Here is a 20,862-nt window from a genome sequence, read left to right as displayed (position 1 = left end):
CAGATTAGTTGTGCTAGAATAGCGCGATTTTTTTGATGGACTCAAAGAAAAGGCAGAATTAAGTATGAAAGTAATTGAAGCAAATTTAGCTACACCAAACGCTAAAGTGGCTATTGTTATCGCTCGTTTTAACAGCTTTATTAACGAGAGCTTGTTATCTGGCGCTGTGGATACGCTAACTCGTCAAGGTGGTATTAGCGATGACAACATTACAGTTGTTCGTGTACCGGGCGCAGTAGAGATCCCACTGGCTGCTAAACGCATTGCAGCAAGCAAAAAGTACGATGCTATTATTGCTTTAGGTACAGTAATTCGTGGTGGCACTTACCACTTTGAATTAGTGGCTAACGAATGCCACAAAGGTTTAGCTCAAGTTATGATGGAATTTGATATTCCAGTAACTTTTGGCGTGCTTACTACTGAGTCTATCGAGCAAGCGATTGAACGCGCTGGCACTAAAATGGGTAATAAAGGTACCGAAGCTGCCCTAAGCGCTTTGGAAATGATCAACTTAGTTGATCAGATAGAAGTTTAATTTGAGGAATTCTCTGTGAAACCAGCTGCACGTCGTAAAGCTAGGCAATTTGCTACTCAAGCAATTTATCAATGGCAGGTGACCAAGGACAGCGTTGCTAACATCGAACATCAGTTCCTAACCGAACAAGACATGAGTAAGGCCGATGTTCCTTATTTTTCTACTCTGCTGACTGGCGTAGTAGCAAACAGCGAAAAGTTAGATGAAGCGATGAGCTCTTCGCTTTCTCGTAAGTTAGAAGAATTAGATATTGTTGAACACGCAATTTTGTTGATTGGTGTTTACGAGCTATTAATGGTGAGCGATGTGCCACCTAAAGTTGTAATTAACGAAGCGATTGAATTAGCTAAGTCATTTGCCGCTGAAGATAGCCACAAGTTTGTTAATGGCGTGCTAGATAAAGTACTACGTTTACAGCAGTTTAAGTCTTAGTTGCATGTCTTCTCAGCCTCCTTTGGGTGAATTTGATATCATCGAAAAGTTCTTCCAGCGCAGTGCTTCACGCCCCGATGTATTACTGGGTGTAGGTGATGATGCAGCGCTGGTAACTGTTCCCGAGAATAACCAAATTGCTATTTCTACCGACACCTTGGTAGAAGGCGTACATTTTTTCTCAGATATCCCACCTCGCGCGCTTGGCCATAAAGCGCTTGCCGTTAATTTAAGCGACATGGCAGCCATGGGGGCAGAGCCGCGTTGGGTGACCTTAGCGATCACCTTGCCGGAAATTGACGAAGCGTGGTTAGCCCAGTTCAGCAAAGGCTTTTATGACTTAGCTGAATACTTCAATGTTGCCTTAATTGGTGGTGACACCACTAAAGGTCCCTTAAGTATTACCGTGACGGTTCACGGCGTAGTACCTGAAGGAAAAGCCTTGCGCAGAGACGGAGCCAAGCCTGGTGACTGGGTATATGTTACTGGCAATATTGGTGACTCTGGTCTTGCGCTAGCGCATCTTCAAGACAAAATCAGCTTAAACCCTCAACAGTTAGAGCTAAGCTTAAAACAGCACTATTACCCGCAACCTCGGGTGCTTGCTGGCTATGGCTTGCGTGATATAGCCTCTGCAACCATTGATATTTCAGATGGCCTATACAACGATTTACAGCATATCCTCAGAAAAAGCCATTGCTCGGCGGTACTAAACCTAGACAGCCTGCCACTTTCAGAGACCATGAATGAAGCCGTTGGTGTAGATCAAAGCATTGCCTTAGCACTAAATGGTGGCGAGGATTACGAGCTATGCTTTACTGTGCCTGAATCTAATAAAGGCTCAGTCGATACTTCTTTATCTTTCAGTGGAATACAGTTTACTTGTATCGGGCAGTTAGCGCCTGGCCATGGCGAGATAAAGCTAAAATATCAAGATAAACCTTATCAAATCGAACCCACTGGGTGGGATCACTTCAACTAATCCTAGCGAGTAGCGAGAACTGCAATGGATAAAGCTTTAGCCAAATTAAGCTTACGGAACCCTCTACACTTATGCGCACTTGGTTTAGGTAGTGGCTTAGCCCCCAAAGCACCGGGTACTTTTGGTACCTTAGCTGCCATTCCTTTGTATTTACTGCTAGCGCCATTACCTGTTTGGGCCTACGTGGCAGTACTACTAGTAAGCTTTGTTTTTGGTGTTTGGTGTTGTCAAAAAGCGAGTGATGCGATGGGGGTACATGATCATGGGGCGATTGTGTGGGATGAGTTTGTTGGCTACTGGATTACCATGTTCATGGTGCCGCTATCTCCCCTTAATGTGCTACTCGGCTTTATACTTTTTCGCTTTTTTGATGTTTTGAAGCCTTGGCCCATCAAAATTTTGGACAAAAAAGTGCACGGTGGCTTTGGTATAATGATAGATGACGTATTAGCCGGTGTGTTTGCTGCTATTTCTTTGCAAGTTGTGCTGTTTGTCCTCGCTTAACAGAGCATTCTCTCTGCTTGCCAAATTTGTTCTCCCCTAAATTTAGTTAATTCTGCTTATGCAAACCTTGCATAAGCTTATTCTTTATTGCATAAATATGACATTATATCGAATCCTTAATCACTATCACTGCCTTCTGTGATTTTTGGATTATAAAATCCTGTTTATGCTATTTACAGTGGCAGATAAAAATACTAATTTATTACGGGCAAAAAGCGGATCAGGCTTGATTAAGTCTTGCTCAGTTCACAATTGTTGTTTGAATAGCGACATTTGCTAGTGCAGGGTCTAGATTTATCAAGAACAATAATTATTAGTCTATTCGCAAACACACCGGAAATGCAGCCATAACGGTTGCATACATGACAAGATGTCACACGGAGAATCATAATGAAGAAAGGATTGGCGAAGCTGTCACTTGCACTTGTAGCTAGTGCGGTAGCTGTGGGCGTTCAAGCGCAAACATTTGTCTTCTGTTCAGAAGGCAGTCCAGAAGGTTTTAACCCAAGTTTATATACAGCAGGAACCACTTTTGATGCGTCTTCTAAGACCATCTTTAACCGTTTGGTTGAATTTGAAGTAGGTACAACCAATGTTGTTCCAGGGTTGGCAGAATCTTGGGATGTTTCTGAAGATGGCCTAGAGTACACCTTTCATTTACGCAAAGGCGTAAAATTTCACAGTCAGAAAAAAGGTTTCAAACCTTCTCGCGAATTTAATGCTGACGACGTAGTGTTCACCTTTGAACGCCAAGATGACCCTGAGCATCCTTACCATAAAGTATCGGGTGGTTCTTACGAGTACTACAGCGGTATGGGTATGAACGACTTGGTTAAAGAGATCGTTAAAGTTGACGATTACACGGTTAAGTTTGTACTAAGCAAGCCTGAAGCTCCGTTTATTGCAAACATGGCGATGGACTTTGCATCTATCTTCTCTGCTGAGCAAGCTGATGCGATGTTAGCTGCTGGTACACCTGAGAAACTAGACTTAGACCCTGTGGGTACTGGTCCTTTCCAAAAAGTACAATACCAAAAAGACTCAATTATTCGCTACGTAGGTAATGCAGATTACTGGCAAGGCGCGCCTAAGATTGACCGTTTGGTATTCTCTATTACACCAGATGCATCAGTACGTTACGCCAAGCTTAAAGCTGGCGAGTGTCACGTAATGCCTTATCCAAACCCGGCTGATGTTGAGCAAATGCAAAAAGATGCTGACATCAACCTAATGAGCCAAGAAGGCTTAAACGTAGGTTACTTGGCATTTAATACCCAAAAACCACCATTTGATAACGTTAAAGTTCGCCAAGCTCTTAGCCTAGCGGTTAACAAGCAAGCGATTATTGATGCGGTATTCCAGGGTAGCGGTAAAATTGCTAAAAACCCAATCCCACCAACAATGTGGTCTTACAACGAAGATACCGTTGATTACCCTTACGATCCGGTTAAAGCAAAAGCTTTATTGGCCGAAGCGGGTGTGACCGATCTTAAGACTAACATTTGGGCAATGCCAGTACAGCGTCCTTACAACCCTAACGCACGTCGTATGGCGGAAGTGATTCAAGCTGACTGGGCAAAAGTAGGCGTACAAGCTGAAATCGTTAGCTACGAATGGGGTGAATACCTTAAGCGTTCTAAGCAAGGTGAGCACGATACCGTGTTACTTGGTTGGACCGGTGATAATGGTGACCCAGATAACTTCCTAAGCGTATTACTAGGCTGTGATGCTGTTGGTGGTGGTAACCGTGCTATGTGGTGTCATAAGCCATTTAACGACGTAATCACTAAAGCTAAACAGATTTCTGTTCAAGCTGAACGTGCACCACTGTACGAAGAAGCACAGTTAATCTTTAAAGAACAAGCTCCGTGGGTAACAATTGCTCACTCAGTGGCTTACAAGCCAGTTCGTAAAGAAGTTCAAGGCTTTAAGATTGATCCATTAGGTGGTCACCACTTCTATGGCGTGTCGCTAAAATAAATATACTTAAGGGGCTGGCAACAGCCCCTTTCCTTCCTTCAGACACAGAGCTGTAGTTATGTTCCAGTTTATTATAAAAAAATTGATGTTGGTGATACCCACCTTCATCGGCATTACTCTTTTAACCTTTACTTTGATTCGCTTGATTCCTGGCGACCCAATAGAAGTAATGGCAGGTGAAAGGGGCGTGTCTCCTGAACGTCACGCAGCCTTGCGTGCCGAGTTGGGCTTAGACCAACCCTTGTTGGTCCAATACTTTGATTATGTGAAGAATATTGCGAGTGGCGATCTTGGACGTTCATTAATCACCAAGACGCCTGTAACCGAAGAATTTATGACCTTGTTTCCTGCCACTGTAGAGTTGGCTACCTGCGCAGCAATCTTTGCGATATTAGTAGGCTTGCCCTGCGGGATTATTGCTGCTGTGAAACGGGGTTCCTTATTTGACCATTCGGTCATGACCTTTTCTCTCACCGGCTATTCCATGCCCATATTCTGGTGGGCCTTGCTGTTAATGCTGGTGTTCTCGGTGAACTTGGGGATAACCCCCGTGTCCGGGCGGCTCGATGTGACCTTCTGGATAGATGAGGTCACCGGTTTTATGTTGATTGACACGCTGCTCTCCGACGAAGACGGCGCATTTCTATCTGCACTACATCACCTAGTTTTGCCAAGTATCGTATTGGGCACTATTCCGATGGCAGTAATCGCCCGTATGACCCGCTCATCAATGCTTGAAGTATTAGGCGAAGACTACATTCGTACCGCTCGCTCAAAAGGCATGGCGCCAATGCGAGTAATTGTAGTGCACGCGTTGCGTAACGCTCTTATTCCAGTAATTACAGTAATTGGTTTGCAGGTGGGCATTTTGTTATCGGGTGCGATTCTTACCGAGACAATTTTTGCTTGGCCAGGCATTGGTAAATGGTTGATTGAATCGATTGGCCGACGCGACTACCCAGTTGTACAAGGGGGCATTCTGATCGTGGCTACCATTATTATTGTGGTGAATTTGATTGTCGATATTCTTTACGGCGTGGTAAACCCACGGATCCGTCACGGCAAATAAGGAGGAGTGTATTATGTCTGAACAAACAACGACTCCAGCCACCACTGGACCACAAGTACAAACGCCGTTACAAGAATTTTGGGGCTACTTTAGTCAAAATACCGGAGCAGTCATTGGCTTGGTATTTATCGCAACAATGATTGTGGTGGCTTTGCTGGCAAATGTGATTGCGCCGCACTCTCCCATTGAACAATATCGTGATGCCTTGCTGCTACCACCGTTTTGGGTAGAGGGGGGGACCACCGCTCATATCCTCGGAACCGACGATGTTGGTCGCGATATCTTGTCGCGTCTAATTCATGGTGCGCAACTATCATTGTTTATTGGTTGCTTAGTGGTAACGCTGTCCTTAGGTATTGGCGTTATTCTGGGGCTAATTGCTGGATTCTTCCGCGGCTATGTTGAAACCATCATCATGCGCGCGGTAGACATTATGTTGGCCATGCCTAGCTTACTACTGGCAATTGCAATTGTGGCTATCTTAGGTCCAAGTATTTTCAACGCAGCTATGGCAATTGCCATTGTATCTATGCCGCACTATGTGCGTTTAACTCGAGCCTCAACCATCGCCGAGTTAAACAAAGATTACGTGATCTCTTCGCGGGTGGCCGGTGCTGGCTCACTGCGTTTAATGTTTATTACAATTCTACCTAACTGTACTGCACCACTTATCGTGCAGGCTACCTTGGGCTTCTCTAACGCTATTTTGGATATGGCTGCACTGGGCTTCCTAGGTTTAGGTGCTCAACCGCCAACGCCAGAGTGGGGAAGCATGTTGGCCGATGCCTTGCAGTTTGTGCAACGTGCTTGGTGGGTAGTTACCTTCCCTGGCTTAGTGATTCTGTTAACGGTATTAGCCTTTAACTTAATGGGCGACGGTTTACGTGATGCCCTTGATCCCAAGTTGAAGCAGTAGGAGAAGCCTTGTGTCTTTATTAGAAGTGAATAACCTTACTGTTGAGTTTGGTGATGGAGATAATCCATTTCGTGCGGTGGACCAAGTAGGTTACAGCGTAGAAAAGGGTGAAATTGTAGGTATTGTTGGCGAATCTGGCTCGGGTAAAAGTGTCAGTTCTTTGTCCATTATGGGGTTGATTGACTACCCGGGAAAAGTGACTGCCGACACCCTTAATTTTGAAGGGCAAGACTTATTGGCCATGCCAGAGGATAAACGTCGCGCGATTACCGGTGCTGAAATCGCGATGATTTTCCAAGAGCCAATGTCAAGCTTAAACCCGTGTTATACCGTTGAATACCAAATTAGTGAAGCCCTTAAAATTCATCAAAGCGGTGACAAAAAGTGGCGTCGTAAACGGGTAATCGAATTACTTGAGCAAGTGGGTATTCCTGATCCCGAATCGCGCTTAAAAACCTATCCGCATCAGTTATCGGGCGGTATGAGTCAGCGGGTGATGATCGCCATGGCGATAGCCTGCGATCCAAAACTGTTGATTGCCGATGAACCAACCACCGCGTTGGATGTAACCATTCAAGCGCAAATCGTCGATTTGTTGTTGGATCTACAAAAGCAGAAAAACATGGGCTTGGTGCTGATTACTCACGATTTAGCATTAGTGGCTGAGTCTGCTCACCGAGTGATTGTGATGTACGCTGGACAAGTGGTGGAAACCGGCCCAGCCGAAGAGATTTTCTCAACGCCGAAACATCCTTATACCCAAGCCTTGCTCCGTTCACTGCCTGAATCATCGGCAGGTAAAGAGCGTTTAGACGCACTACCTGGTGTCGTGCCTGGTGCGTTTGACCGACCAATTGGTTGCTTGTTAAACCCGCGTTGCCCTTATGCCACCGAGCGTTGTCAAAACGAACAGCCTGCAATGCAGGGAGAAGGAATGCGTCAAGTGCGATGCTTTACACCACTGGATGAAAGCGGGAGACCAAGCGCATGAGTGATAGCATTATGAAAGCAGCGGCTTTAGATGCTGCTCCAGTAGAAGAAACTACCCAAGAATCGGTATTGGAGGTAAACGGGGTTAAGAAGCATTACCACGTAAAAGCTGGAATGTTTAAACCAGACGCCACTGTTAAAGCCTTAGATGGTGTGAGCTTTAAGTTAGAGAAGGGTAAAACGTTGGCAGTGGTTGGTGAGTCTGGTTGCGGTAAGTCGACCTTAGCTCGGGTACTAACCATGATCGAAACGCCCACTGCTGGTGAGCTTTGCTTTGATGGCAAAGATATTCTTAGCTTGGGTAAAGATGCCGCCAAAGCCTTGCGTCAGAAAATCCAAATCATCTTCCAAAACCCCTATGGCTCGCTGAATCCGCGTAAAAAAGTAGGGACCATTCTCGAAGAACCTTTGGTGATTAACAGCGATATGAGCAAAGCCGAGCGAAAGCAAAAAGCCTTAGCTATGTTAGCCAAAGTGGGCTTGCGCCCTGAGCATTACGATCGTTACCCACATATGTTCTCTGGTGGTCAGCGTCAACGTATCGCTATTGCACGCGGTTTAATGCTTGACCCTAAGGTTGTGGTAGCCGATGAGCCCGTATCGGCGCTAGACGTATCTGTGCAGGCGCAGGTGTTAAACCTGATGATGGATCTGCAAGATGAGATGGGCTTAAGTTATATCTTCATTTCGCATGATTTATCGGTTGTAGAGCACATTGCAGATGAAGTGATGGTGATGTATTTAGGCAAGGCGGTAGAATATGCTTCTTGTGAGGAGCTGTTTGCTAATCCTAAGCATCCTTATACTCAAGCGCTGTTATCAAGTACGCCGCGCTTAGACCCTAGCCATCGCCGCGAGAAAATTAAGTTAGAAGGTGAACTGCCTTCGCCACTTAACCCACCTAAAGGTTGTGCTTTCCACGCACGTTGTCGTTATGCCAATGAGCGATGCAATAAAGAACAGCCAAGTTTGGTAAGCGAAGCTAATGCGCAAGTTGCGTGTTTTGCTCGAGAAGAAGGACGAATCGCTTAACTTGCACGCTATCCAATCAAAAAGCGGGCTTGTCCCGCTTTTTTTATTGCGTCATCACGTGTAAGTTAGCAGCATTAATCGTTTTAAGGTTCAAGACGTTGGCGTTGTTAGCAAAGTTGAAAATCAAATCCCTGCCTATTACTTTGTTGTTGCTTGTAAGCCTTGGCGCTTGGCAACAAGCTAAGGCCAATACTCTGGTTTGGGGAACCGCTTTTCACGCCGAGCCACAGCAACTTGTTGATGAACTGGATGCCAATAGTAACTTTATTAATCACTTGTTGTTCGACCCCTTATTTTTGCTCGATCAACAAGGGCGTATTGCGCCACGTTTAATCACCAAGTGGAAAATTATTTCTCCCACACAGATTCAGTTTGAATTACGCAGTGGCGTAGTGTTTCACTCTGGTAATCCACTGACGGCCGAAGACGTAGAGTGGACCTTCCAACAAATTTCTCAGCAAGCTCATTTACATGCTTTGTTTGCACCTATTAAGAGCTTAAAGGCGCTTAATACCCTGCAATTTGAAGTTCGTACTTATCGGCCTTTTTCTGAGTTGATTCAACGTTTGAGTTTTATTTTTCCGGCAGATAAGCAGTTTTACACCGCTGAAGAAAACACGAGCTCATCCTTTGCTGTATCGGGTACTGGCCCTTTTAAAGTAAGCCGTTATGTACCGGGTATTGTTACTGAGTTTGAAATTCATTCAAGCTACTGGCGTACTAATCGTAGCAATGTACAGCGGATTAAAGTGGTGCCGATTAAACAAGCTGAAATGCGCATGGCTAGCTTGTTTTCTCGCGATGTTGATATCGTAGATCACGTGCCAGAGAACTACGTAGAGTTGCTCAATAAAGATAAGCAATTGTCGGTGATTCAAACTGAAGGGTTAAAGTGGTTAGCTATTGAATTAAACCAGCGTAACCCAGCCTTAGACAATCGTAGAGTCCGCCAAGCGCTAAACTTAGCCATAGATAATATTCGTTTAGCCGAGGTGCTAGGGCCTTATGCTTTGGCTTCTACTCAGCTAAGCATACCAGGGCAAGCCGGTTACAATGCCGAGCTGTTGCCGCGTTATAACTTGTTATTGGCACATCAATTGTTACAGCAAGCGGGTTACGAAAAAGGCTTTAAACTAACCATGGCTGTACCTGAGTCATTATTTGGTGACCAATCTAAAGTGGTTTCACAGTTGGTGTCGATGTTGGATCGGGTGAATATTTCTTTGCAGCCCCAATGGTTAAGTGATCAAGACTACCAGTTGGCTGTGGATAGTTGTTCAAGTGACTTAGTGTTAACACGTAGGCAGGGAGATGCGGGCAATGTGTTGTCGATTGCGCGGGCGATGTTTCTCAGTGAGGGAGAACCGATTACCGATGAGGGTGGACCTTGTAAAGCCTATCAAAACGATAAAATTAGCCAACTTATTCTGGCCGGTGAGCAAGAGTTAGATGAGGAGAAACGCGCTAAAATTATTCAGTACTTAGAGCAGCAAATCTATCAGGAAGCAGTATTTGTTCCCTTATACTGGCAGCGAAAAATTTGGGCCTTGAACCAGCGGATTGATATAAAGAATATGAATCGGGCTAGTCCATTCCCATTGTTCGAGCAGCTACAGGTGCTCGATTAGTCGCTTAAGCTTGGCAGAAACGTTCAATTTTTTGTTGGATGCCTTTGCTATCTAAACCGAGTAAGTCATAAATTTGTTCTTGGCTACCTTGCTCAACAAAATTATCGGGTAAGCCAATGTTTAGTACTTTTACTTGGTTAAGCTGCTGAGCAAATAAGAATTCGTTTACTGCAGAGCCTGCGCCGCCTTGTATTGCATTTTCTTCCACTGTCACTAGCACATCATGCTCGGCAACCAAGGCTTTAATGCACGCTTCGTCTAAGGGCTTAACAAAGCGCATATCAACCAAGGTTGCATCTAGTTGCTCCGCCACTGGCGCGGCTTTGCACAGTAAACTACCAAAGTTAAGAATGGCGATTTTCTTGCCTTCTCTAATGACCCGAGCTTTACCAATTTCCATAGCGGTCATTTCGCTATTTACCGGTGTATTATCGGCACCACCACGCGGGTAGCGCACCGCTGCTGGGCCTTGGTGCAAGTGGCCGGTGTAGAGCATCTGCCTACATTCGTCTTCGTTAGCTGGTGCCATAATCACTAAGTTAGGCACGGTGCGTAGGTAGCTTAAATCAAAAGCACCTTGGTGAGTTGGGCCATCGGCTCCAACAATGCCAGCACGGTCAATGGCAAACAAAACGGGTAAATTTTGAATTGCTACATCGTGAATTAATTGATCATAGGCGCGTTGTAAAAAGGTACTGTAAATCGCAACAACCGGTTGGTAACCGGCAATTGCTAAGCCTGCAGCAAAGGTTACAGCATGCTGCTCGGCAATGGCCACATCAAAGTATTGTTCTGGAAACTCTTTAGAAAAACGCACCATGCCTGAGCCTTCGCGCATGGCGGGCGTAATTCCCATCAGCTTTTTATCTTTGGCTGCCATGTCGCATAACCAGTCACCAAAAACTTTAGAAAATGTAGGGGCTGCGCCTTTGCTTTTAGGCAAGTTGTCTTGGCTAGGGTCAAATTTAGGCACCCCGTGATAGCCAATCGGATCTTGCTCTGCGGGTAGGTAACCTTTACCTTTTTTGGTCATTACATGCAGAATTTGCGGGCCTTTTAAGTCGCGCATATTGCTTAAGGTGCGCACCAAGCCTTTCACATCATGGCCATCAATTGGACCAATGTAATTAAAACCAAATTCTTCAAACAAAGTACCCGGCACTACCATGCCTTTAAGGTGTTCTTCCGCTCTGCGAGCGAGCTCTTTAATCGGTGGCATGCCACTTAGTACTTTTTTGCCGCCTTCACGTAGCGATGAGTACAAAGAGCCAGAAAGAATATTGGCTAAAGAATTATTCAGTGCGCCAACGTTCTCAGAAATCGACATCTCGTTGTCATTAAGAATCACTAACATGTCGTTATGAATAGCACCAGCATGGTTTAGTGCTTCAAAAGCCATGCCTGCGGTCATTGCGCCATCGCCAATTACAGCAACCACTTTACGGCCTTGCTGTTCTTTTTCAGCCGCAATAGCCATACCTAAGGCGGCACCAATAGAAGTGCTTGAATGGCCTACGCTGAGTACATCGTATTCACTTTCGCCGCGCCATGGGAAAGGGTGCAAGCCTTTAAATTGGCGAATGGTCGACATTTTTTCACGGCGACCAGTTAAAATTTTGTGCGGATAAGCTTGGTGGCCTACGTCCCAAACCAGTTTATCGAACGGGGTGTTATACACGTAATGCAAGGCTACCGTTAGCTCAACAGCACCTAAACCTGATGCTAAATGGCCACTCGATTGGCTGACACTGTTAAGAAGGTATTGGCGAAGTTCATCACACAGTTCAGGTAGCTGCTGTTGCTCAAGCTGGCGAAGTTGCGGAGGCAAGTCAGCCAGAGCAAGTGTAGGGTAATCTTTAATATTCAGTGTCATATAAAATGCTTATCATTATTCTTATTGTTGACGACTAGTTGTTTCGATGTACGACATAATCAGCTAATAAGGCTAGCAACTCACTATTGTAAGGCAAACTCTCTAAGGCTTGAAGCGCTTCTTTACCTAGGTTTTCAGCTTTTTCTACGGCGCCTTCAAGGCCCAGTAAACTTGGGTAAGTGCTCTTATTTAGGGCCTGATCTGAGCCCTGTGGTTTACCTAAAGTGTCGGTATCACTAATTATATCTAAAATGTCATCACGAACTTGAAAGGCTAAGCCTAACGCATCTGCATAACGAGCTAAAGCCTGCTGCTCATTTGCTTGTTCAATCTTGCCACAAACTGCACCTAACATTACCGCTGCTTTGATAATGGCACCGGTTTTGTGTTGGTGCACTCTTTCTAGCTGCTCTAGGCTAACCTGTTGGTTGGTTGCCGCAATATCTAATGCCTGACCACCGCACATACCGTTATAACCAGCCGCTTGGCTTAATATTTTAAGCATTGCCACTTTTTGGGCATCGCTGGCCGGTGCTTCAGCAATTAAGCTAAAGGCGAGGCTTTGTAAGGCGTCACCCGCTAGAATGGCAGTTGCTTCGTCATAAGCAATATGGCAAGTAGGCTGGCCACGGCGCAGTTCATCATCATCCATGGCTGGTAAATCATCATGAATTAGCGAATAGGCGTGAATGCACTCTACAGCCGCTGCCGCAGCATTAAGTATATCTTTGGGCGCATTGTTTAATTGCCCAACTAAATAAACTAACAGAGGGCGAACTCGCTTACCGCCTAGCAATAGGCCGTGACGCATGGCTGCCAGTAGCTTTGGGTCATTAACAACTTGATTGGCTAAAACACTGTCTAAATGGGTGTTTATTTGGGATTGGTAGTCAGCAATGGTGCTAGCTAAACTAGAATTCACTCAGAAGGCTCCTGCACTAAAGGTTCTAGTGAATCGCCATTTGGCCCTTGGCGAAGTATCTCAACTTGCTGTTGAGCCTGCTGCAACTTAGCTTGGCCAGCATTGGCTAAACTGATGCCGCGTTCAAATTGCTTAAGAGAATCTTCGAGGCTTAGCTCACCTTGTTCAAGCTGTTGAACAATGTCTTCAAGTTCATTTAAGGTTTCTTCAAACTTCATCTTTTCTGGTTTTTTTGCAACCATGCTAGAGCCTCTATCAAGCGTATTCTGGCGCAAAGTTACCTTAGCCGTATGGGTAGGTCAAACTTGCGACTCAAGTATTTTAATATTGGCCGATAAATATAGAAGAGCTTGGTAGGTCAAGATATTGAAATGAGAACACAAAATTACCTTCGATTCTGTTTTGCGAGTAGACTAGTATTAGTTTAATTAGAATCTCTAGGCTACAGGTTAAAAGGAAAAAGCAGTGGATTTAGCAACGCTGATTGGGATTATCGGCGCCTTCGCCTTTGTTGTTATGGCGATGGTGATGGGTGGCGGAATTGAGATTTTTATCGACATTCCCTCGGTACTAATTGTTTTTTGTGGCTCCTTGTTTGTTGTATTGATGAAATACAACCTAGGTCAGTTTTTGGGAGCGGTGAAAATTGCGGCTAAGGCTTTTATGTTTAAAGCCGACAAGCCCGACGATCTTATCGAGCGCTCTGTAGAAATGGCCGACGCAGCCCGTAAAGGCGGCTTTTTGGCGCTAGAAGAAGCCGAGATCACCAACCCCTTTATGCAAAAAGGGATCGATATGCTGGTGGATGGCCATGATGCCGACGTCGTGCGCGCCACCATGGAAAAGGATATCTTGCTTACCTCCGAGCGCCATGAATTTGGAGCCGGTATTTTTAAAGCCTTAGGTGATGTAGCACCAGCCATGGGAATGATTGGTACGCTGATTGGCCTGGTAGCCATGTTATCTAACATGGATGACCCTAAATCCATTGGCCCTGCTATGGCGGTAGCCTTGTTAACGACTTTGTATGGAGCCATTCTTGCCAACATGGTGGCCATTCCTATTAGCGAAAAACTGCTATTGCGTGCGGGTGAAGAAAAGCTTAACCGTAGTTTGATTTTGGATGCTGTACTGGGTATTCAAGATGGCCAGAACCCGCGAGTGATTGAGGGTGTTTTGAAAAACTACTTGCCAGAAGGCAAGCGCTCACTAGGCACAACAGACGAGTAGGTAGCGCAGTATGGAAGAACCTTGCAAGTGCCCCCCCGAAGGACTGCCCGCATGGATGGGCACCTTCGCCGATCTCATGTCTCTGTTGATGTGCTTCTTTGTATTGCTGTTGGCCTTCTCGGAAATGGACGTACTAAAGTTTAAGCAAATTGCCGGTTCAATGAAGTATGCTTTTGGTGTGCAAAATCTACTGGAAGTAAAAGACATTCCAAAAGGAACCTCGGTAATTGCGCAAGAGTTTAGGCCGGGCCGCCCTGAGCCAACACCTATCGAAACCATCATGCAGCAAACCATTGATATGACTCAGGCCAAGCTTGAGTTTCATGATGGTGAAGAAGCTGATGCTGGTGGTCAGCAAAAAGCCGCTGGCCAGCAAACGGGTGGCCGAGCCTCAGCTACTCAAGCTCAGTCCTCACAAAGCCAGTCCGAAACCCAAGCCCAACAAAATGAAACGGCCAAGCGAATCGCCCAGCAGTTGCGAGACCAAATTGAAGATGGCGCCATTGAGGTGGAGTCGCTTGGTCAGCAAATTATTATTCGCGTGCGAGAGAAGGGCGCTTTCCCTTCAGGGTCTGCCTTTTTACAACCTAAGTTTCGCCCGGTTATTCGCCGTGTGGGTGAGGTGATTAAAGACATTCCTGGTATTGTCACCGTGTCTGGCCATACCGATAATCAGCAAGCAGAGTCAGAGTTGTACCGCTCTAACTGGGATTTATCTAGTCAGCGTGCTGTGTCGGTGGCCCATGAACTCATTAAAGTGCGTGGCTTTGCCGAAGAGCGCTTAATCGTGAGCGGATTAGCGGATACTCAACCCTTAATGAAAAATAATACTATCGAGAACCGCCGCCGTAACCGCCGCGTAGAAATCGGTATTATGCAAGGTAAGGCCTCTCAATCTGGTGAGATAGCCGTTTCTGGAGAAGAGTAAACCAGCCAACTCGCTTAGCTGAGCTAAGCGAGTTTTGTACTTTCTCAATTTATACTTTCCCCCAAATTCCTACCAAGGCGAGCTAAACTAAACAATATTGGCTCGCTGCCTTAACTCGCGGTATAATTCGCGCCCAAATTTATCAAGGCCCTTGAGTTATGAAGTTCATCGTTAAACTATTTCCAGAAATTGCCATGAAGAGTAAGCCGGTTCGTAAGCGCTTCAGCAAAATTCTTCAAAGCAATATTCGCAATGTAATTAGTCCAATCGATGAAACTATTCGAGTGCGTTTAGATTGGGATCGCATGGTTGTTACTTCGCGTAACGACAGCGAAGATAACCGCGAAGCGGTGATTCAAGCGCTTTCTTCTACGCCGGGTATCGTGCACTTCTTGGAAGTGAAACAACATAGCTACACCGATTTACACAATATTTATGAGTTAACTTTTGACGCTTGGAAAGATCGTTTAAAAGACAAAACCTTTTGTGTACGGGTTAAGCGAAGTGGCAAACACGATTTCTCATCTATTGAAGTAGAGCGTTACGTTGGTGGTGGTTTAAACCAACATTGTGAGAGCAATGGGGTGCGTTTAAAAAATCCTGACGTAACGGTGAAAATCGAAATCGCCGACGACGTGATGTATTTGGTGCAAGAGAAGCACCCAGGTTTAGGCGGTTTCCCAATCGCAACACAAGAAAGTGTATTGTCGCTTATTTCTGGCGGTTTTGACTCGGGCGTGTCGAGTTATCAACTCATCAAACGTGGCGCAAAAGTACACTACTGTTTCTTTAATTTAGGTGGTCGCGCTCATGAGCTAGGCGTTAAGCAGGTTGCTCACCACCTCTGGAAGCGCTTTGGTTCGTCGCATCGGGTTAAGTTTGTTGCGGTGGATTTTGATCCAGTGGTGAACGAGATACTTGAAAAAGTAGACAACGGCCAAATGGGCGTAGTACTCAAACGTATGATGGTGCGAGCAGCGTCTAAGGTGGCTCAGCATTTAGATATTCCCGCATTGGTAACCGGTGAAGCGGTAGGTCAAGTATCTAGCCAAACCTTGGTTAACTTAAGCATGATTGACCGAGTGTCAGAAACCTTGATTCTTCGCCCGCTAATTGCCACCGATAAACAAGATATTATTGATACGGCTAAGCATATTGGCACCAACGATTTTGCCGAAACTATGCCAGAGTACTGTGGTGTTATTTCTAACAAGCCAACGGTAAAAGCGGTTGAGTCTAAGCTACTGGCCGAAGAAGAAAACTTCGATTTTGCGATTTTGGATAAGGTAGTAGAAGAGTGCCGCATTACCGATATTCGTGATGTGACCAAAGAAGCCGACGAGCAAGTGACCGAAGTGCTTAGCGAAGAAGAGCTAGCACAAGATAAAGAAGCGGTTGTTTTAGATATTCGCTCCATAGAAGAACAAGAGCAACAGCCCTTTAGTTTAGAAGAAGTGGAAGTTAAGCATATCCCATTCTTTAAGTTAGCTACTCAGTTTGGCGATTTAGACCAATCTAAGCATTACATGCTGTATTGTGACCGTGGGGTCATGAGCAAATTACAAGCTTTGTATTTGCAAGATGCTGGTTTTAAAAATGTCGGTGTTTATAGCAACAAATAAGCATGAAATAGAGCCGACGAAAGTCGGCTTTTTTATTGGATGTTCCAAGCAAACTCATTAAAAAATAGGCATTTTTCTGCCCACTTAGCATTTTTACAAGCTTTTACTGCTAACCCGCTCAAATCCTGCGTCTTGTCACACCCTTTGCCGCTGGGTGGTATAAACTTAAACTAGGTTTTAGCATAAAGGGGTAGATGTATGAGCGATCTATTTTTAGTTACTGCCACCGGTGAAGATAAGCCTGGTACACTAAATCGCTTGGCCGATATTACCCACTCTCATCAAGGAAAGTGGTTAAGTAGTCGGGTTGTCAATTTAGATGGTCAAGTGGCTTGTATCTTCAAAGTGCAGGTTCCGCAAAAAAATACTCAGGCCTTGCAGCAAGCCTTGCTTGCGGTAGATGACTTACACCTAAGCATTAACGGCTGCAAACCGGCCCACTTATCTCAAAGTGAATCATTAAGCTTGGTCATTGATGCAGAAGATCGCCCCGGCCTCATTAACGATATTACGCGTTTGCTAGTGGGGCATGGCGTTAATGTTAATAAGCTTGAATGCCATCGAATGAGCGTACCTGAAGCAGGAGGCAGTGTGTTTACTGCCGAGCTTGATCTCATGGTGCCAGACAGTGAGAACACTGCTGGAATTATTGCCGAGATAGAAGGTTTGCAATCTCAGATGGTGGTTAATCAAGTTCACTAATCGGTATGTTACCAAAAGCAAAAAAGGGCAGTTTAGCTGCCCTTTTTAGTGGGTAAAGCACAGTGAACTCGTTATTTAAGATTGAATTCTTTCACTGCATTAAGAATGCTTCGAATACTGTATTGACCAATAAATTTGCCATTTTGCACCACTGGCATTCTACGACGTTTTTCTTTAATCAATTTTTCTGCAACAGCAAGAATATCCATGTCGGTACCAATAATATCGACTTCTTCACTCATGTAATCAGCGACTGAACCACCAATCTCCCCATGATAAGTGCCTTTTAAAATGGCCTGTAAGCAGTCAATTTCAGAAATAACACCAACTACTTCACGTCGCTCGTTGATGACGGTCGCGCCAGAAACCTTGGCGGTAATCATGATATCAATGGCTTCAAATAGAGAGTTTGAAGGGGTAACCGTAACCGGATTTTTGGTCATGTAGTCAATTGCTCGAATAGAGGTTAACGGCATGCTTTCTTCCTTAAAATTGCAGGGTTTCTTTAAGATATGAATAAAAAAAATGCTTTTTGTCCAGTTGTTTGTATAAAAAACTGGTGCGACTTAAAAAAACCAGGGTGACTTTGAATTAATTGTAGTTGTAATGTTGCTCAATAGTCGTATTTTTTGTGGGTAATTAGATTATCTGGCTCCTAGTCACTCTTATTATTCAGCTCACGGTTACTACTACCTTGGTCTAGCGATGTAAATTGTGTGAACAATGAATACTTTAGTCTTAGTCGATACACGTTACACTTGAGCATAATTGCTTAAGTTCAGCCAAAGAGATCCCGCTAATGAGTCAACGCAAGCTGCATGATTTGTTTTCGCCAAAGTCTATCGCGGTTATTGGTGCATCTAATCGTGCCTCACGCCCTGGCAATGTGGTAATGAAAAACCTAATGAGCGCCGGCTTTAATGGTCCGGTTATGCCGGTGAGCCCTAAATATAAAGCGGTGTTAGGTGTACTGGCTTATCCCAGTATCGAGAAGCTCCCTCAGCGCCCAGACCTCGCCATTGTTTGTGTAAACGCCAGCCGTTTGCCAGAGGTTGTGGAAAAGCTTGGCCAATTTGGCTGTAAAGCCGCGATTATTACAGCCGGCGGTTTAGATATTAAATTAGACGGCCAAGAGCAAACCATTGCGGAACAGGTTCTGGCCTTTGGCCAGCGTTACGGCATGCGTATTTTAGGGCCAAACAGCTTGGGCTTAATGCTACCTAATATTGGATTAAATGCCTCATTCGCTCACGCCAATAGCCAGTCAGGCAAGATAGCCTTTGTGTCGCAATCTGCAGCTGTGTGCACCACTGTATTAGATTGGGCAAATAATAAGGGCATTGGTTTCTCATCTTTTATCTCTTTAGGAGATGCCTTAGATATCGACTTTGGCGAACTGCTCGACTTCTTAGCCAGAGACGCCAAAACCCAAGTGATTATGCTGTATATCGACTCGGTGAAGGATACCCAGCGCTTTATGTCGGCGGCTCGAGCAGCCTCACGCAATAAAGCCATATTGGTGATTAAGTCCGGCCGCAGCCGCTTAGGCGCGCAAGCGGCAGCCCTGCATACCGGCGGACTAGTGGGCAACGACGCGGTTTACGACGCGGCGTTTAAGCGTGCTGGTATGTTACGGGTAAAAGACCTACACGAGCTGTTTGCTGCGGTAGAAACACTGACTTACGCCAACCCTTTGCAAGGTGAGCGCTTAGCTATTTTGAGTAACGGTGGCGGGCCAGCAGTGCTGGCGGTAGATGCTTTAATGGAGCGCGGGGGGAAACTGGCAGAGTTCTCAGAGGATACTTTGGCTAAGCTATCTGAGGTGCTACCCAGCGCTTGGTCAGGGCAAAACCCCTTAGATATTGTTGGCGACGCCGACCCAAGTCGCTATGCCAAAGCCTTAGACATCGTTGCAAGCTCAGGCGAAGCAGACGCATTGCTGTTAATGCACGCACCTTCGGCGCTGGCGGGGGCAGAGTCCACCGCCGATGCCTTAATTAATGTGATTAAGCAAGACAGCAAGGCGCGCCGTTTAAATATTCTTACCAACTGGATGGGCGAAGAAACCGCCTATTCTGGTCGGTTGGCCTTCACTAAAGCAGGCATTCCTACTTACCGCACCCCCGAGGGGGCTGTGGGAGCATTCATGCATATGGTTGAGTTTCGTCGCAATCAAAAATTGTTGTCAGAAACCCCCAGCACTACCGACAAAACCTTAGTTGATCAAGGTGCTAAGCAGTTGCTCCAGCAAGCGATTGCTAAAGATATTTTTGTGCTGGAAACTCATGATGCCAAGCCCTTGTTGCATGCCTATGGCTTGCAAACTATCGATACTTGGTTTGTGCACAATGTTGAAGAAGCCATTAGTTGCGCCGACACCATTGGCTACCCGGTAGCCTTAAAAATTCAGTCGCCCGATATACTGCACAAGTCTGATGTGCATGGGGTGAGCCTAAATATTAATAACCAGCATGAGCTAGAAATAGCCGCAGAATCGATGCTCGACAGGGTCAAGCAAGCCTACCCACAAGCCAAGGTGGAAGGCATGATTCTGCAACGAATGGCCTTAACTGCTGGCGCACAAGAGCTTCGTGTGGCAGTAATTAATGACCCAGTATTTGGCCCTGCTATTTTCTTGGGCGAAGGCGGCTCTGAGTGGGACGAAACCCAAGATGCAGCGGTGGCCCTGCCGCCACTTAATATGAGTTTGGCGCGTTATTTAGTGATTTCGGCACTTAAAGCTGAAAAAATACGAGACAGACGCTTGCCTAACGGATTGAAAATGCAGGCGCTCTGTACCATGCTAACCCGGCTATCAAACTTGATTATCGATTGCCCAGAGATTGCCCGTTTAGATCTCAATCCGGTGTTGGCTGCTGGCGATAACATTACCTTGCTTGACGTGAATATGCGTTTGCAAAAAACCGATCAGCGCTCAAGCCAGCGTCTTGCTATTCGCCCTTATCCCAAAGAGCTGGAAGAGTATTGCCAGACAAAAAGTGGCACAAAGGTATTGCTTCGCCCAATTTTGCCAGAAGACGAGCCTAACCACTTAGCCTTCGATTCATCACTTACCGAAGAAGATCGCTACAAGCGTTACTTTGGCGCACGTGGGCAAATGACCCATGAAGAAATGGCTTTGCTCACTCAAATTGATTACGCCCGAGAAATGGCCTTTATTGCGGTGGATGAGCAAGCCGAAGACGACCGGATGATACTAGGAGTAGTGCGCGCCAGCATCGATCCCGACAACTTAGATGCCGAGTTCGCCATGGTGGTGAGAAGCGATTTGCAAGGCCAAGGTTTAGGTAAACACTTACTGCAAAAGATGATTCGCTACTATCAACAAATGGGCACCCAAACATTAAGTGGCATGACCATGATCCAAAACCGCGGCATGGCAGGTTTAGCCAAACACCTTGGTTTTAAAGTGAAGTTTGAATTGGAAGATGGGGTAATTGAAATGCAGCTTGAGCTACAAAACAATCCCCCAGCAGAGGCTAGTTAGAAGCTTTTA

19 protein-coding genes are annotated in these 20,862 nt (G+C 45.6%); 15 read left to right on the top strand and 4 right to left on the bottom strand.

Features of this window, described 5'->3' with window-relative positions; translation table 11 throughout:
• The first annotated feature begins 64 nt into the window (after window positions 1-64).
• The 10 genes from ribH to K5620_RS15310 all read left to right on the top strand — a co-directional run bounded on the left by ribH (window position 65) and on the right by K5620_RS15310 (window position 10,068).
• Window positions 65-535, top strand: a complete 471-nt coding sequence (ribH, locus tag K5620_RS15355; protein WP_016402692.1) for a 6,7-dimethyl-8-ribityllumazine synthase — start codon at window positions 65-67, stop codon at window positions 533-535.
• A 15-nt stretch (window positions 536-550) separates the two neighbouring features.
• Window positions 551-967 (top strand): transcription antitermination factor NusB, encoded by a 417-nt coding sequence (gene nusB / locus K5620_RS15350; protein WP_016402693.1) that lies wholly within the window; start codon window positions 551-553, stop codon window positions 965-967.
• A 4-nt stretch (window positions 968-971) separates the two neighbouring features.
• On the top strand, window positions 972-1,949 hold the full coding sequence (thiL, locus tag K5620_RS15345) for a thiamine-phosphate kinase (protein ID WP_016402694.1): 978 nt from the start codon (window positions 972-974) through the stop codon (window positions 1,947-1,949).
• Window positions 1,950-1,973: 24 nt separating this feature from the next.
• Complete coding sequence (locus K5620_RS15340; RefSeq protein WP_016402695.1) at window positions 1,974-2,453, top strand: phosphatidylglycerophosphatase A family protein; 480 nt, start codon at window positions 1,974-1,976, stop codon at window positions 2,451-2,453.
• Window positions 2,454-2,843: 390 nt separating this feature from the next.
• Window positions 2,844-4,433, top strand: coding sequence for an ABC transporter substrate-binding protein (locus K5620_RS15335; protein ID WP_016402696.1), 1,590 nt, complete (start codon window positions 2,844-2,846; stop codon window positions 4,431-4,433).
• A gap of 58 nt (window positions 4,434-4,491) precedes the next feature.
• On the top strand, window positions 4,492-5,502 hold the full coding sequence (locus tag K5620_RS15330) for an ABC transporter permease subunit (protein ID WP_016402697.1): 1,011 nt from the start codon (window positions 4,492-4,494) through the stop codon (window positions 5,500-5,502).
• A gap of 13 nt (window positions 5,503-5,515) precedes the next feature.
• The gene (gene dppC, locus K5620_RS15325) at window positions 5,516-6,418 is read left to right on the top strand and encodes a dipeptide ABC transporter permease DppC (protein WP_016402698.1); all 903 of its coding nucleotides are present in this window, start codon (window positions 5,516-5,518) and stop codon (window positions 6,416-6,418) included.
• Window positions 6,419-6,428: 10 nt separating this feature from the next.
• Entirely contained in the window at window positions 6,429-7,409 is a 981-nt protein-coding gene (dppD, locus tag K5620_RS15320) for a dipeptide ABC transporter ATP-binding protein (RefSeq protein ID WP_016402699.1), read from the top strand.
• Window positions 7,406-8,440: a peptide ABC transporter ATP-binding protein gene (locus tag K5620_RS15315; protein WP_016402700.1), complete on the top strand. Its 1,035-nt coding sequence runs from the start codon at window positions 7,406-7,408 to the stop codon at window positions 8,438-8,440. The genes dppD and K5620_RS15315 overlap by 4 nt, the downstream gene beginning before the upstream one ends.
• Window positions 8,441-8,538: 98 nt before the next feature.
• Window positions 8,539-10,068, top strand: coding sequence for an ABC transporter substrate-binding protein (locus K5620_RS15310; RefSeq protein WP_016402701.1), 1,530 nt, complete (start codon window positions 8,539-8,541; stop codon window positions 10,066-10,068).
• A gap of 4 nt (window positions 10,069-10,072) precedes the next feature.
• Here K5620_RS15310 and dxs read toward each other — a convergent pair whose 3' ends face one another.
• Genes dxs through K5620_RS15295 form a run of 3 tightly spaced genes read right to left on the bottom strand, consistent with a single transcriptional unit; the run spans window position 10,073 to window position 13,105 of the window.
• Window positions 10,073-11,941: a 1-deoxy-D-xylulose-5-phosphate synthase gene (gene dxs, locus K5620_RS15305; protein WP_016402702.1), complete on the bottom strand. Its 1,869-nt coding sequence runs from the start codon at window positions 11,939-11,941 to the stop codon at window positions 10,073-10,075.
• Window positions 11,942-11,975: 34 nt separating this feature from the next.
• Entirely contained in the window at window positions 11,976-12,863 is an 888-nt protein-coding gene (gene ispA / locus K5620_RS15300) for a (2E,6E)-farnesyl diphosphate synthase (RefSeq protein WP_016402703.1), read from the bottom strand.
• Window positions 12,860-13,105 carry an exodeoxyribonuclease VII small subunit gene (locus tag K5620_RS15295; protein WP_016402704.1) on the bottom strand — a complete coding sequence of 82 codons (246 nt, stop codon included), beginning with the start codon at window positions 13,103-13,105 and terminating at the stop codon, window positions 12,860-12,862. The genes ispA and K5620_RS15295 overlap by 4 nt, the downstream gene beginning before the upstream one ends.
• A gap of 223 nt (window positions 13,106-13,328) precedes the next feature.
• Between K5620_RS15295 and pomA the strand changes: the two genes are divergently transcribed.
• From pomA to K5620_RS15275, 4 genes are all read left to right on the top strand, one after another.
• The gene (gene pomA, locus K5620_RS15290; protein WP_016402705.1) at window positions 13,329-14,093 is read left to right on the top strand and encodes a flagellar motor protein PomA; all 765 of its coding nucleotides are present in this window, start codon (window positions 13,329-13,331) and stop codon (window positions 14,091-14,093) included.
• Between the two features lie 10 nt (window positions 14,094-14,103).
• A complete protein-coding gene (locus K5620_RS15285; RefSeq protein WP_040307387.1) occupies window positions 14,104-15,021 on the top strand; it encodes a flagellar motor protein MotB in 918 nt (305 codons plus the stop codon).
• A 158-nt stretch (window positions 15,022-15,179) separates the two neighbouring features.
• Entirely contained in the window at window positions 15,180-16,643 is a 1,464-nt protein-coding gene (gene thiI / locus K5620_RS15280; RefSeq protein WP_016402707.1) for a tRNA uracil 4-sulfurtransferase ThiI, read from the top strand.
• A gap of 198 nt (window positions 16,644-16,841) precedes the next feature.
• Window positions 16,842-17,345, top strand: coding sequence for a glycine cleavage system transcriptional repressor (locus K5620_RS15275; RefSeq protein WP_016402708.1), 504 nt, complete (start codon window positions 16,842-16,844; stop codon window positions 17,343-17,345).
• A gap of 71 nt (window positions 17,346-17,416) precedes the next feature.
• Here K5620_RS15275 and K5620_RS15270 read toward each other — a convergent pair whose 3' ends face one another.
• On the bottom strand, window positions 17,417-17,821 hold the full coding sequence (locus tag K5620_RS15270; RefSeq protein ID WP_016402709.1) for a CBS domain-containing protein: 405 nt from the start codon (window positions 17,819-17,821) through the stop codon (window positions 17,417-17,419).
• Window positions 17,822-18,144: 323 nt separating this feature from the next.
• On the opposite strand from K5620_RS15270, the gene K5620_RS15265 reads away from it, so the two are divergent.
• Window positions 18,145-20,853, top strand: a complete 2,709-nt coding sequence (locus K5620_RS15265; protein WP_016402710.1) for a bifunctional acetate--CoA ligase family protein/GNAT family N-acetyltransferase — start codon at window positions 18,145-18,147, stop codon at window positions 20,851-20,853.
• The last annotated feature ends 9 nt before the right edge of the window (window positions 20,854-20,862 follow it).

It is taken from the genome of Agarivorans albus (assembly GCF_019670105.1).
Lineage (GTDB): Bacteria > Pseudomonadota > Gammaproteobacteria > Enterobacterales > Celerinatantimonadaceae > Agarivorans > Agarivorans albus.
Note: the sequence above shows the minus strand (reverse complement) of the source record. Positions and strands in the feature narration are given on the sequence as shown.